Genomic DNA, 13,678 nt, shown 5'->3' with positions numbered 1-13,678 from the left:
CCTCAAGCCACGGGCCGCACCAACCCGGACTGATACGCGAACACCACCAGCTGCGCCCGATCCCGCGCGTGCAGCTTCACCATCGCCCGGCTGACATGCGTCCGGGCGGTCGCCGGGCTGACCACCAGCTCGGCGGCGATCTCCTCGTTGGTCATACCGAGCGCGGCCAGCCCCACCACTTCGCGCTCGCGGTCGGTGAGCAGGTTCATCGTCGCCGGAATCAGCGTCGGCGGGCCGGGCTTGGCGGTGAACTCGGCGATCAGCCGCCGGGTCACGCTGGGGGACAACAGCGCCTCCCCCTGCGCCACCTCGCGCACCGCCCGCACCAGGTCGGCCGGATCGGTGTGCTTGACCAGGAACCCGCTCACGCCGGATCGCAGCGCCTCGAAGACGTACTCGTCCAGCTCGAAGGTCGTCAGCACGATGATGCGCACCCCGGACAGCGCCGGATCGCCGCAGATCTGCCGGGAGGCGCTCAGGCCGTCGAGCCCCGGCATCCGGATGTCCATCAGCATCACGTCCGGCTGCTGCGCGCGGGCCAACTCCAGCGCCGAGTCGCCGTCGTCGGCGTGCCCGACCACCGTCATGTCGTCCTCGGCGTCCAGGATCATCGCGAAGCCGGCCCGGACCAGCGACTGGTCGTCGGCGAGTGCGACCCGGATCATGAGCGTGCCTCCCATCGGGCGCGGACCAGGAATCCGCCCTGCGCTGTATGGCCGGCGTGGAAGACCCCGCCGGTGGACGTGACGCGCTCGCGCATGCCGCGGATCCCGACCCCGGTTCCGGCCGCGGCCCCGAACGCGGCCGGGCCGGTGTCGCTGATCCGCACCGACAGCCCGGAGCCGGCGGTGGCGACCACCTCGACCCGGGCCCGCCCGGCCTTCGAATGCCGGATGACATTGGTCAGCGACTCCTGCACGATCCGATACGCCGCGGTTCCCACCACCGGCGACAGGTCCGGCGCCGTGCCCTCGGTGACCAACTCGACTTCCAGCCCCGAGGCCGCCACCGAATCCACCAGGCGCGCGATCTGTCCGGTCCCCGGTGCCGGCGCCCGATCAGGCTGCTGCGATCCGTCGCGCAGCACCGAGAGCATCGCGCCCAACTCCTCCAGCACCTCGCCGCTGGCCCGCCGGATGGCGACCAGCGCCTCGCCGGCCGCCTCGGGCCTGCGGGCGATCACGTGCGCGGCAGCCGCCGCCTGCACGTTGATCGTCGCCATCGCGTGCGCCACGCTGTCGTGCAGATCGCGGGCGATCCGCAGCCGCTCCTCGGCGACCCGGCGCAGCGCGACCTCCTCCTGAGTCCTCTCCAGGAACCGCGCCCGCTCCCGCAGCGCCTGCAACCGCTCACGCCGGTCGCGCAGCGCGTCGCCGGACAGGATCGCGGCGGCCGACCAGCCGATGAAGATCAGCGGCAGGATCAGGCCCGACGAGCCGAACACCATGGCCGCCAGGGTCAGCGCGGCCAGCATGATCCCGGCCCACGCCAACGCGGTCCGGCGGCTGGTCTGCCAGCTCACCCCGGCCAGCGAGACCCAGCCCACGGCCCAGACCGGACCGTCCGGATAGCGGCGCGCGATCTCGGCGCACAGCACGAACGTCGCGATGGCCGCGGCGGTCCGCGGTCGCCGGCGGATCAACGCCATGCCCGCTCCGGCCGCCACCAGCACTGCGTACTGCACGGCGTCCGCAGCGCGGTAGCCGGGACCGGCGGGCAGGTGCGCGGAGATCGTGATCAGCACTGTCGCGACAACCGCGCCGATCAGTGCGTCCGGCAGCCATTCGCGCAGGCGGCTCGGGAGGCTGCCGGGCAGGCGGCTGGCGATGCGACCGGCGATACGACTGGCGGTATGACTGGCGCTGCGGCCGGGCAGCCGCTCTGCTGCGGATCGGGACATGGCGACCTGGGTATCGACCATGCCACCACGCTATGCGCCAAGGCCGCCCCGACACGTCCTACCAGGGCAGCAACCGGCATATACGCCTGCCGGAGTAGCGGCGCCGCTTCCCGGAGTAGTACCGCTGCTCAGCGCCTCTATGCTTGGCGATCGTGGACGAGGAGCTGAGCGGTGGAATCACGAACGCGGGGGCCGTCTTCCGACGCGGCGAGCTCGTCGACCGACCCGCGCGACCCAACGCGGCGGCCATCCATCGCTTCCTGGCGGCGCTGCCCGAGCACGGTTTCACCGGCGCGCCCCGGCCCGTCGGCCTGACCGACGGCCGCGAGCAGCTGACGTATGTGTCCGGCGACGTCGCGCTGCTGCCCTATCCCGCCTGGTCGATGACCGATGCGGCGCTGGCCTCGGTCGGCGCGCTGCTTCGGCGCCTGCACCAGGCGTCGTCGGCGATCCCGGTGGAGCCGGGGGTCACGTGGGCGACGGACCTGGCCGATCCGCGCGGCGGCACGATGCTGTGCCACAGCGATGCCTGTGTGGAGAACATCGTCTTCCGCGACGGCGAGGCGTACGGCCTGATCGACTTCGACATGGCCGCCCCGGGGCGGCCGCTGTGGGACGTCGCGATGGCGGCGCGCTATTGGGTGCCGGTGTCCGACCCTGAGACGCGCGCGCTGTTTCCGTCCTATGCCGGTCTTGATCCCGCGCGCCGCCTACGGATCCTCGCCGATGGCTACCAGATGTCGGCCGCGGATCGGGCGGAGCTTCCCGGCGTCATCGAGGACGTGATCGTCGTCGAGCGGGCGGAGCTCGCGGCCCGGCTGGAAGCAGGCGGGGCGGAAATGCGTAGAGGGTTCGATAAGCATGGCGGATGGACTGCCTGGGACCGTCTCCAGGATTGGCTCGTGGATCAGCGTCCCGCCCTTCTTGCCGCGCTGATCGATTAGGAATCGGCAGGGGAATCGGCCGGGGAATCGGCCGGGGCGCGGGTTTTCCGCAGCCCCGGCCGTCGTCACTACTCAGATCTTGCTGATCGAATACGCCGGCAGCGTCAGAGTCCCGCTCGCGCTGACGGTCCCCGGGTTCAGCGAACTCGCGGTCCGGACCGCCGCGGTCGGGTCCCCGCTCACCTGCTGGTAGCTCCCGGCGGGCACCGCGCCGCCGACCGGGACGGTCACGCTCGTGCCGCTGAGGTTCACCAGCACCTCGTGCGTGCCGCCCGCGCCGGTGAACTCCACGCCGACCAGGCCCGGCGCCGCGTTCGCGCCGATCGTCGGCTCGTCGCTGAACGTCAGCGGGGTCGCCGACGTCGCCTTGTCACCGGCCTGCGCCAGCCACTGCATCGCCAGGCCGTCTGGGCTGAGGGCGACCGGGAGGTTCTTCGTGGGGGACGCGGTGTAGGCGTAGGAGTTCTCGGTGCCGAACGAGGACCAGAACTCCGCCATGTCGGTGGCGGTGGCGCTGCCGGCCATCTGCATCAGCAGGCTGCTGTTGTAGAGCGCCACGCCGTAGGTGTCCTGCGGCGGGTTGGCGGAGGTGTCCGACAGGCTGAAGCTGATCTCGGTCAGCCAGACCGGCGTGGTCCCGAACTTGCTCGTCGTGGCCGCGGTCTGGACCTTGCCCGGCCAGGTGTCCGGTCCGGCCAGGAAGTCCCCGACGTTGTCGGTGGTCAGCGCGTTCGGGTAGGTCGGGTGGACGTGCATGATGTACGCGTCGGGCTCCCGGCCGTCGCCGGCCGCGATCGCCGTCTTGACCCCGGTCTGCACGTCCGCGTTCCACGTGCGGTCGGTGACGCACTTGCTCGTGGAGTCCTCGAACCCGGCGACCGCCGCGATCTTCAGGTCCGGGTAGAGGTTGTGCAGCGCGTACGACCAGGGCCCCACGACCTGGGACCCGTAGTCCGTCCCGTTCGGGAAGTATTTCTGGTAGTCGCTGTTGAAGCACAGGTCCAGCTCGTTGCCCAGCTCGACGTAGTCGATCGGCAGCCCGTCGGTCTTCGCCTGGGCCAGCATCGCCTTCTGGTCCGCCAGCGTCGAGGTCATGACGTTGAGTACGAAGACCGGCGGCACGTGCGTCTGCGTGTAGGCCTTCTCCAGGTCCGACAGGTACGAGTGGAAGTCGGGCGTGGGATTCGGCGTCATGTACGGGTCGCCGACCGGCTGGCCCTTGGTCCAGTCCCAGTAGTTCGCCGAGGTCCCGGCCGGCCACCGCACGGTCGCCGGTGACAGCGCTGCCAGTTGAGTGTCCGCGGCCGCCGGGTATCCGGTGGTGCCCGGGTTGGGGTAGATGCTGCCGCCGCCGTAGTCGAAGGCGACGCCGAAGTAGCTCGGCGACAGGGTGCGGGACTGGCCGGTGCCGACCGTCACGCCGGCGGCGGCCTTGCCTGCCGCGACCGCGCCCGGGCCTGCCCCCACGACCGCTGCGCCGCCCGCCGCCTTGCCGGCCCTATCCGAACCGCCGGCCCTATCCGAACCGCCGGCCATGGCGGCCGTCGCCGTCGCCACGGCCAGCCCGGCGGCCAGCGTGACGCCCAGCGCGGTCCGCACCCGGATCCGTCGGTTTCTTGTCGATGACATGCTGAAAGATCTCCTCTTCGGAGTGGACGGGCCTTGCCCCCGTTGGCTTGAGCCGTCGTCCGTGCAGCACCGTATGGGGCCGCGGGTAGGGCACCGATAAGGACTCTGATACCTGGTCGAAAGGGAGATCCATTAGGCTTTGCGATCGTGCGAGCGCTCTACCCGGGATCCTTCGACCCGGTCACCCCGGGCCACCACGACGTCCTGCGCCGCGCGGCGCTCCTGTTCGATGAGGTCGTCGTCTGCGTGATGCTCAACCCGAGCAAGGCCGGCCGCTTCCCGGTCGAGGAGCGCCTGGACCGGCTGCGCGAGGCGGCGACCGGCCTGGCCGGCGTCGCGGTCGACTCCCACACCGGCGGCCTGCTCGTGGACTACTGCCGCGGCAAGGGGATCGACGTCGTCATCCGCGGCGTCCGCGACGGTCACGACCTCGACCACGAAGTGCCGATGGCGCTGATGAACCACGAGCTGGCGGGCATCGAGACAGTCTTCATCGCCGCGGATCCGGAGCGGGCCCACATCTCATCCACCCTGGTCACCGAGGTGGGCCGCCGGGGGCGGATCAAGCCGGCCGGTTGAGCTGCCGACCGTCGCTGTCCGCCTCCTGCCTTAACCGTTCGAGGAGCGCCGGGATCACTGGCGAGCGCCGGAAAGCCCGTGCCACCTGCGACAGCCACCGCACTTCGGAATCCAGATCGGTCGGGATGAGCCCGACGCTCCCCGGCCCCGCCCCGCCGGGCCCCGCCTCGCCGTTCGCCTCCGCGGCGATTCCGTCTCCGGCCGCCGACCGCCGCCCCAACCGCATGTTCTCCAACGCGATCGCGATCGTCGCCGCCTCGACAAGTGCGGCATCCGAGGACCTGGACTCGGAGCTCAACCAGTCCGACACCGCCGCATCCTGGTAAGCCCGCAGCACCAACCGCCCGTCGTGGATCTCGATCACCCGCCGGTACACCGCGAACTCGATCCCGGCCGGCCGGCCGACCAGCAGCGGCCGGCCGCCCGGCGGGAACGCGATCTCCGGCATCGCCTCGTGCAGCGCCGACCACAGCGGCCCCATCGCGAAGTAGCACCGGCACAGCCGTACCCACCGCCCCGCCGCCCCGAACGTCTCCGTCCACTTCCCGACCAGGGCCCCGGCCACGGCCAGCGTCGCGCAGAGCGCGCCCAGCGAGTTGGACACCGTGTCCTCGCTGCCGTCCAGCCTGCCGACTTGCAGCACCCGCACGAAGTCGTCGTACGACCACAGCGTCCACACCACCCCGACACACACCGCGGCCAGGATCAGCCGGACGCCCCAGCGCAGCGGACCGGTCGGGGCGATGCGTGCCGAGGGCAGCAGCGCGAGGAACAGCTCCACCAGTGCCCACACCGCGTATGCCGCGAACAGCACCACGCGGATGGCCAGCCACCAGCGGCCGCTCGGGGCGGCGATCAGTTTGTCGTCGGCGTCCAGCGTCGGCTGGGCGGCGACGAACAGCAGCACCATGCCGAGCTGGACCGCGATCGCCACGGTCGCCTGCCGGACCGGCGAGTGGCGGGGTGCCGGGTGCGGGGTCAGCAGGCAGGCCAGCAGCATCAGGAAGCTCAGCGCGGCGGTGCGCACGGTGTCGCCCAGGGCGATCACCGACAGCCCGTCGACGCCGGCGTGGCTCAGGGCGACGGTGCCGGGCGCCAGCAGCGCCAGCGAGCAGCCCTCGGACAGCGCGAAGGCCAGGGCGGCCCAGCGGATCGGGCGTCGCACCCCGCGCCGCTCGATCGCGAACGCGTAGGCGGCCAGGGCCACCAGCACCGCCGCTCCCAGGTAGGCGGCGAGGTCGGACATCGGCGGGTCAGATCCCGCCGAGGCCGAACATCGTCTCGATCCCGGACTGCGGGGACTGCGCCCGGGCCGCGGGCGGCCGGCCGCGCGCCACCCGCTGGTGGATCAGTGTGGCGATCAGTTCGGCCTCGCGTTCCTGCGGTTCGGTGTAGACGGTCCGGCCGAGCACGTTGCGGATCAGCGCCGGGGACAGGTGCGGCAGCAGTACGCCGATCCCGGCGGTGGCCGCCCCGCCGGTCGCGTCGTGCCCGCGCACCAGGTGCGCGGCCTCGTGCAGCAGGATGTGCTGCCGGTGCACGGCGCTGGTGTCCGCGGAGTAGATGATCAGGTCGGTGCGCGCGGTGGTGATCAGCAGGCCGCACGGCCGGTCCGGGCGGGCCGGCACGCCGAGCAGTTCGATCGGCCGGCCGCGCTTGTGGGCCAGCACGGCGATGAAGGCCTCGGCGTCGAACGGGTCCGGCAGGTCGAGCCGGTCCACCACGGTCTGACACCTGCGCCACAGTCCGGTGCGGCCCTCGCCCATCCCCTTCAGCCCATCTCTTCCGCGCCGGCGCCCTCGCCGGATGTTCCGTGCCTCAGTCTTGCGCGCCACCCTTGACCTGCACCGTCCGGGCCTTCTCCTCGTGCCGTACCAGGACGTCGATCATGTCGTTGAGGGTGTCGATGCCCTCCGGGGACAGCGTCAACGCCCGCAGCGCGACATTACGCACCCCGGCGTCGCGCAGCACGCCGAGGAGTTCCAGTTCGCGGGCGATGGCAGAACTCTGATCATCGTCGAAAAAATAGGCTACCGGGACTTCGAAGAACTGCGCCAGGGCTTCCAGATGTCGCATGGTGGGGTTGTCCCTGCGTCCGGTGCGCAATTGCCACAGATAGGTCGCGGAGAAGCTCTCCCCCGTCGCCTCCCGGCAGGCCGTGGCCACCTCGTCGTTGCTGAACAGCTCCCGGTTGGGCCGCCGTACAGTCTGGAAGAGGATGTCGATCTTCTCCGCGAGCGTCCTGCGTCCTGAGGCGCCCTCGCCTTGTGCCACCCCGTGACCCCCTCGGTTCTTTCCCCTGACCCCGATGCCGCGGTACATGCTAATCGATCGAACGTGAGCCGTCGTGGACGTTACTTGAGGTCTTGTCAGCCAGAATGAATTGTTCTAGGTTCCGAGACGAGTCAGATCACTGACTCATCCGAGATCCTCCCGACCTGGAGGTCGTCCATGCCCACCAATCTGCGTGAGCCCAAGCGCAATGTGCGCGAGCCCAAGCGGAACGTCCGTGACGTGCAGCGCAACGTGCGCGACGTCCAGCGCAATGTCCGGGACGTCAAGCGCAGCAACGTCCGCGACGTCAACTGCAGCAACGTCCGCGACGTCAACTGCAGCAACGTGCGGGACGTCCAGCGCAGCAACGTGCGGGACATCAAGCGTGAGGTCGTCAGCGGCGGCCTCAAGCGCGTCGTGAGCAGCAGCCCGAGCCTGGCCGTCAACAGTGACAGCCCGAGCCTGGCGGTCAACAGTGACAGCCCGAGCCTGGCGGTCAACAGCGACAGCCCCAGCCTGGCCGTCAACAGTGACAGCCCGAGCCTGGCGGTCAACAGCGACAGCCCCAGCCTGGTCGTCAGCGGCGCCGGCTTCGCGGCCGAGCCGGAGGCCGACCTGCTGGTCCTGGACGAGGTCCTCGGCTTCGAGGACGCCGACACCCGCGAGCACCAGGCCTGCCTGCCGAACCCGTACCCGACCGCCACCACCCGCGTCCTGTGCGAGCTGTGACCTCCTAGTCCGCTCGCGCTGATGGGTGACGCCACCACGGAACGCCGCCTGCGGACCGACGAGACCTGGATCCATCACGTCGATCCGCGGATGCCCGAGGTGGCGCACGGCTGGAAACTGCACGTCTCGGCCCGTCCGGCGACACTGGACGACGTGGTCGCCCGCGTCCTGCCGGTGCTGGACGAGTACGTGTGCCATATGAAGCACGCGCGGACCCCGGAGATTCTTCGGGCCCTCAACTCCGGGTTCCGCAGCCCAGGCGCGGTCGGCAAGGCCGTCACGGTCTACCCGGACCCCGGCGGCGCCGCCGAGCTCGGCTACGCACTGGTCGAGGCGTTGAACGGGATGACCGGCCCACGCGTTCTGAGTGATATGCGGATATCGCCTTCCGCGCCGGTCTACTACCGGTACGGGCCCTTCGAGGCCACGTACCGCACCGGGGCCGGCGGTCGGCTGGAATCGGTGATGATCGGCCCCGACGGACAGGCCTTCGACGGCCTGGCGGTCGGGAGGTATCGCTGCCCGCCTTGGGCCGTGGATCCGTTTCACGCGGTGCTGGATAAAGAACCATTACCGCCATTAACCCCAAAACCGGCCAAACCATCGGCCCTTCTGGCCGACGGCCGCTACCAGATCACCGCCGGGATCGTCCGAGCCGCGCACGGCAACGTCTACCGCGGCTTCGACCGCGCCTTGAGCCTGCCGGTCGTCCTGAAGCAAGCCCGGGCCTTCGTCGCGGAGGACGAATCGGGCCTGGACGCACAAGACCGATTACGTCACGAGCGCTCGGTTCTTGAGGCGCTGGACGGCATCGACGGGATACCGCGCCTTGTCGACTACTTCCCGCACGGGACCGACGAGTTCCTGGTGCTCGATGACCGCGGCGCGCGCGACCTACGGCGCGACGTCTTGGAGAACGGCCCCTTCCGGCCCGGCGACCCGGATCGCGATCCGCTGGCCCTGGCTGACCGGCTGGCCGGCATCCTGGACCGGATCCATCAGCGCGGCGTGGTCGTCCGCGACGTCAAGCCGAACAACATCGTTCTGGACGCCTCGGGGGACTGCCACCTCGTCGACTTCGGGATCAGCGCGCTGGACGGCGTCGCGCCCGGCGGCGCCACGCTCGGCTACACCGACCCCGACCGCCCGCGGGGCGCCGCCGATCCCGCCGACGACTTCTACGCGCTCGGCGTCACTCTCGGCTTCGCCGCCACGGGACTGGATCCGGTAGTCATCGACCAGCAACCGACGGTGAACCGCGACCGGACTTTAACCGGCTTGGAGGCGGCCGAAATACCGTCAGCGGTCGCGACCCGGATACGTACGCTCATGAACGTGTCGGGTGAGAGCCGCATGCCGCCGGTCCCGGACGAAGAGCTCCTGGACCAGATCATTTCCCACACGGTCGGGTATTGCGCCGAGGCCGCGCGGGAGATGGTCCGCGACGGCTCGACGCCGATCGATGTGTATGCGGGGAGTTCCGGGCTCGGATGGGAACTGCTTCAGCACCGGGAACAACCGGGCGTGGCAGACGTGGTCGATCTGTTGGCGCGCTGGACGGCGCGCCAGGATCGGGAACGGGACCTGTCGGCCAGCCTGTACTCCGGTCGCACCGGTGTTGCGTTATTCCTGCAACAAGCCGGTGTCTCGGACAGCCACGACGACTCGTACAACTACGACGACCTCGTCCCGCGCGACCGCATCGACGGGCGACCCCCGGAGGCGGACCTGATCGAAGGCGCGGCCGGGATCGGGCTGGGCCACCTGTTGTTGGCGCGCTCTTCGCACGCCCGGGACCGCCACCTGGCCGCCGCCGCCGAATGCCACCGCATCATCACCGGCGGAATCGCCACCCTCACGCCGACCGACGCTGCCAAACCGGGCAACGCCGCACTCGCCGAGGGGATCGCGCACGGCGAGGCCGGGGTCGCGTACTTCCTTACTGAATACGGCCACGCCGCCGGTGATCCCGAGGCGGTGGCCGCGGCGCGCGCGGCGTGCGAACGTCTCGCGGCCCTGACCCCCGCGATCATCGCGCGCGCTCTGGCACCCGAGGGCAGCCGTCGCTATGGCTCGTGGTGTCGGGGGCTGGCCGGGATCGGCGGCGTATTCATCCGAGCTGTCGAACGCCTTGGCGAGCCCCGATATCTGGAACTGGCAGAACAGTGTGCTGATGTCTGTGTGCGCATCGCGCCGCGCATGCCGCAGGTGGTGCAGTGCTGTGGCCTGGCCGGGGTCGGCGACTTCTTGATCGACCTGGCCCGGGCCCAGGCCGTCCGCGGCGTCGTCGGTATGGCTGGTGCCGCCGACGCCGACCGGCGCTGGGCCGAGGCCGGAACCGTCGCGCGGCTCATCCTGGCGCGCAGTGGCGGTACGTGGTCGCGTCCGGTTTTCCCTGATGTCGAGCTTACGCGGGCGAGCGCAGGCTGGGCTGGAGGCACATCGGGCGTGCTGGGATTCCTGCGGCGGCTGCGCGACCGCGGCGGGGTCCGGCTGGCCACGGCGTGACGACAGCTGATATGAATGCAATCCCGTAAGTCCATTCACTTCAGTTTACAGGGGCCGCGTTGACCAGTAGGGTCGTGGCCTGATGAAGCCGTGATGGCGGCAGGGGGCGGATCGACATCTATGACTGAACGCGCGACTCTGCGGCACCGCAGGATCGGAGCCTCGCTGCGGGCGCACCGCGTCGCCGCCGGGCTGACCCTGGAGCGGGTGGCCCACCGGCTCACTCCCGCGGACGCCATGTCCGCGGCCAAGATCTCCCGGATCGAGAACGGCCAGTACGCGGTCAACCCGCACGACGTGCGGGCCCTGTGCCGGGTCTACGACCTGGACCCGACGGCCACCGACGAACTCGTGGAACAGGCCTCGCAGGCCCTGCGCCGCACCTGGTGGCAGGAGGGCGAGGCCGGGACGCTGCCGGCGCCGTTCCGGCGCTACCTGGAGTACGAGGACACCTGCGTCCAACTCGACGTGTTCGCGCCGGTGTTCGTCCCGGACATCCTGCAGACCGCCGCCTATACCAGGATGCTGATAGCCGGGCTGTGGCCGGACAAGAACCCCGGCGAGCGCCAGGCCCTGGCCTCGGTACTGACCCGGCGCCAGACCCGGCTCGCGGTCGACGCCGGGCCGCGGGTACAGGTGGTCCTGGACGCGCACGCGGTGCTGCGCAGCTGGGGCGACCGCTCGGTCGCGGTGCGGCAGGCGGCGTACCTGTTAGAGGCCTCCCGCCACCCGCGGACCGAGGTACGTGTGATCCCGGACGGCCGGGTGTATCCGGGGGCGAACACCGGGTACACGCTGATGACGCTCGGCTCCGGGGACCGGCACGCCAAACAGGCCGAGCACGTCGGGTTCGTCGGGGGAGTGGTCGGCTGGTGTCTGGTCGACGGCGGGGATGAGATCGACCGCTACACGCTCACGTTCCAGCAGCAGCGCGCCGCCGCTCTCGGCCCGGAGGAGACCCGTCGATGGTTACGGCTGGCGATCAAGAGCATGGGCGGGGTGGGGTGACGGTGTCCCCGACGCCTGTGGTGCCTTCGGTTTCCGCGACCGGCGCGGCTTCGCCGGCTGCGGCGACTTCCGCTACCACCACGATCATCGCGACCGAGACGATCGAGGTGCCCTTCGCCGGCGACGGTGCCGGAAGCGGCGGCCTGAACTGGGGCCAGCAGCACATCCTCGGCGTGATCCAGCTGCTCGGCTCGGCGATGAACATGTGCGCTCTGCGCGAGCTGAAGCCGACGGACACCGTCGAGGACTTCGCCGACGAACTCCGCTTCTACCTGAACCGCTTCCAGGCGATGCGCACCCTGCTCCGCTTCGCGCCGGACCGGCCGCCGACGCAGGTGGTGCACGCCCGCGGCGTCGCCCCGTTGCGGATCCACGACCTGCCCGCCGACGCCGACGCCGCGACGGTCGCCGTGACGCTGGCGGACCTCGTCGCAGAACACGAACAGCAGCCCTTCGACGAGGAGCACGAGTTCCCGATCCGCATGGTCCTGCTACGCCGCGCCGGCGTGCTGACCCACCTGCTGACCGTGCTGAACCACTTCGCGACCGACGGCGCCGGGGCGTTCGCGATGTACGAGGACTTCCTGCACCGCGACCCCGTGACCGGACAGGCGCGCGGCCCGGTCCCGACCCACCCGCTGGACCTCACCGCCCAGCAGGCCACCCCCGCCGGACGGAGGCAGAGCGATGCGTCGCTGCGCTACTGGCAACGGCAACTGGCCGCGCTGCCCACAAGACGACCGACCGCAGCGGTGCCCGAACCGGGACCCCGCTACCGAAGGGCCACCCTGCGGTCGGTTCCCCTCCTGCTCGCCACGACCAAGATCGCGCACCGCCTGGACTGCGACCTCAGCGCGGCACTGCTCGGTCTGTTCACGACCGCGCTGGCCCGCCTGACCGGCGAGCACCCCACCGCAGCCCAGATGCTGGTCAGCAACCGCTTCCGCCCCGGCCTGGCAGACATCGTCGGCAACGTCAGCCAAAGCGGCCTATTCGTGGTCGACGTCCGCGACGCGACCCTCGCCGAGGTAGTCGAACGCGCGCAGCGGGCAGTGACCCGCACATATAAGTACGCGTACTTCGACCTGCAGCAGTGGAAGTCGCTACTGGCCGAAACCGAGCGCACCCGCGGCGAGCAACTGGCGCTGTGCTACTACAACGACCGCCCCTCACAACGCAGCGCCACCGCCCCCGGCCCCGAACCAACGATCGAGGCCATCACCGCAGCCACCCCACCGCAGATCGAGTGGAGCGAACTCCCCTTCTTCAACGAGCGCCTGATGGTCACCATCGACAACGCGCCGGAGAACGCCGAGGCGGTGACGGTGCTGGTGTCGGCGGATACGTGGCACGTGTCGCGCGAGGATATGGAGACGCTGGCTCGGACGATGGAGTCGCTGGCGGTGGCGGCGGCTTGTGATGCGGGGGCTTGTGATGTGAAGGCTTGTGATGCGGAGGCGGGGATGAGGATGGGGGTAGGGACGCCGACCGGGGCCGGTACCGCCACCTAGTGCTGTTGTCGTATCAGGCGACGTTTGCCCTGGTGATGTGTTGGTGTTGGTGTTGGCCTAGGTCGTCGGTGTGCTGGCATGGGCGGCGTGCGGTGCGGCAAGTCTTGCGCCCGGGTGTGGGTTTCAAAGCTTTTTACGGCCTTCGGTCATAGTTGTGCCGGTTCGGGGTTCGTGGCGGCGGGTGTGTTTGTCGGCTGCCGGTTTCCGCGTTCACAACCCCGCCCCACCTCAGGCCTCTTCAACTCCGGCAAGTCAGAACAAGGACACAGGCCAGATCAAAAGCAAGATCAACAGCGCAGGCCAGATCAAGAGCTGAAGATCAAGAGCTGAAGGTCAAGGTCAAGGGCTGTGGTGAAGGGCCGGGCCTCCGGCGGGCCTCGGCAACCTCAGGGAAACTAGCGCGGTTCCCTGGGGTGGCTGATCTAGTCTCAGCGGCGGCGGTTTGTGGGGTGGTGCGGTCCGTTCCCCTCGGTCGCGTCGTCAGCCCGGGGGGTACAGCACCGGTGTCCGGGGGTAAAGTCCGCGCGCGGCGGTCGAGCATTTGACCTGCGGTTTCGTTCAGCGCGAACTTGACCCCCGGCCACCGGCACTGTAGG

The 13,678-nt window shown here is 70.2% G+C and carries 12 protein-coding genes; 6 read left to right on the top strand and 6 right to left on the bottom strand.

Annotation, left to right across the window (positions count from 1 at the left end):
* Positions 1-2 precede the first annotated feature (2 nt).
* Entirely contained in the window at positions 3-665 is a 663-nt protein-coding gene (locus tag KGQ19_RS32710; RefSeq protein WP_212016464.1) for a response regulator transcription factor, read from the bottom strand.
* On the bottom strand, positions 662-1,921 hold the full coding sequence (locus KGQ19_RS32705) for a sensor histidine kinase (protein ID WP_212016462.1): 1,260 nt from the start codon (positions 1,919-1,921) through the stop codon (positions 662-664). The genes KGQ19_RS32710 and KGQ19_RS32705 overlap by 4 nt, the downstream gene beginning before the upstream one ends.
* Before the next feature lie 122 nt (positions 1,922-2,043).
* Here KGQ19_RS32705 and KGQ19_RS50230 point away from each other — a divergent pair, with 122 nt between their 5' ends.
* Entirely contained in the window at positions 2,044-2,844 is an 801-nt protein-coding gene (locus KGQ19_RS50230; protein ID WP_368862195.1) for a phosphotransferase enzyme family protein, read from the top strand.
* A 72-nt stretch (positions 2,845-2,916) separates the two neighbouring features.
* Here the strand turns inward: KGQ19_RS50230 and KGQ19_RS32695 are convergent, their stop codons facing one another.
* Positions 2,917-4,473, bottom strand: a complete 1,557-nt coding sequence (locus KGQ19_RS32695) for a hypothetical protein (protein ID WP_212016458.1) — start codon at positions 4,471-4,473, stop codon at positions 2,917-2,919.
* Between the two features lie 147 nt (positions 4,474-4,620).
* On the opposite strand from KGQ19_RS32695, the gene coaD reads away from it, so the two are divergent.
* Positions 4,621-5,052: a pantetheine-phosphate adenylyltransferase gene (gene coaD / locus KGQ19_RS32690; RefSeq protein WP_212016456.1), complete on the top strand. Its 432-nt coding sequence runs from the start codon at positions 4,621-4,623 to the stop codon at positions 5,050-5,052.
* Here coaD and KGQ19_RS32685 read toward each other — a convergent pair.
* From KGQ19_RS32685 to KGQ19_RS32675, 3 genes are read right to left on the bottom strand one after another with little or no spacing between them, the layout of a single operon-like run.
* Positions 5,036-6,298 (bottom strand): MAB_1171c family putative transporter, encoded by a 1,263-nt coding sequence (locus KGQ19_RS32685; RefSeq protein WP_212016454.1) that lies wholly within the window; start codon positions 6,296-6,298, stop codon positions 5,036-5,038. The genes coaD and KGQ19_RS32685 overlap by 17 nt on opposite strands.
* A 7-nt stretch (positions 6,299-6,305) precedes the next feature.
* On the bottom strand, positions 6,306-6,818 hold the full coding sequence (locus KGQ19_RS32680) for a hypothetical protein (protein ID WP_212016452.1): 513 nt from the start codon (positions 6,816-6,818) through the stop codon (positions 6,306-6,308).
* Positions 6,819-6,870: 52 nt separating this feature from the next.
* Positions 6,871-7,326, bottom strand: a complete 456-nt coding sequence (locus KGQ19_RS32675; protein WP_194895978.1) for a helix-turn-helix domain-containing protein — start codon at positions 7,324-7,326, stop codon at positions 6,871-6,873.
* Between the two features lie 177 nt (positions 7,327-7,503).
* On the opposite strand from KGQ19_RS32675, the gene KGQ19_RS32670 reads away from it, so the two are divergent.
* The 4 genes from KGQ19_RS32670 (at position 7,504) to KGQ19_RS32655 (ending at position 13,082) form a co-directional block, all read left to right on the top strand.
* The gene (locus KGQ19_RS32670) at positions 7,504-8,055 is read left to right on the top strand and encodes an SflA family class IV lanthipeptide (RefSeq protein WP_212016450.1); all 552 of its coding nucleotides are present in this window, start codon (positions 7,504-7,506) and stop codon (positions 8,053-8,055) included.
* A 21-nt stretch (positions 8,056-8,076) separates the two neighbouring features.
* Positions 8,077-10,563, top strand: coding sequence for a class III lanthionine synthetase LanKC N-terminal domain-containing protein (locus KGQ19_RS32665; RefSeq protein ID WP_212016448.1), 2,487 nt, complete (start codon positions 8,077-8,079; stop codon positions 10,561-10,563).
* 120 nt (positions 10,564-10,683) lie between these two features.
* Positions 10,684-11,571 carry a helix-turn-helix domain-containing protein gene (locus tag KGQ19_RS32660; RefSeq protein WP_212016446.1) on the top strand — a complete coding sequence of 296 codons (888 nt, stop codon included), beginning with the start codon at positions 10,684-10,686 and terminating at the stop codon, positions 11,569-11,571.
* A gap of 2 nt (positions 11,572-11,573) precedes the next feature.
* Positions 11,574-13,082, top strand: a complete 1,509-nt coding sequence (locus KGQ19_RS32655) for a condensation domain-containing protein (RefSeq protein ID WP_212016444.1) — start codon at positions 11,574-11,576, stop codon at positions 13,080-13,082.
* Positions 13,083-13,678: the final 596 nt, after the last annotated feature.

Origin of the sequence: Catenulispora pinistramenti, from assembly GCF_018274385.1 — a bacterium.
Lineage (GTDB): Bacteria > Actinomycetota > Actinomycetes > Streptomycetales > Catenulisporaceae > Catenulispora > Catenulispora pinistramenti.
This window is presented reverse-complemented; position numbering and strand designations above follow the sequence as displayed.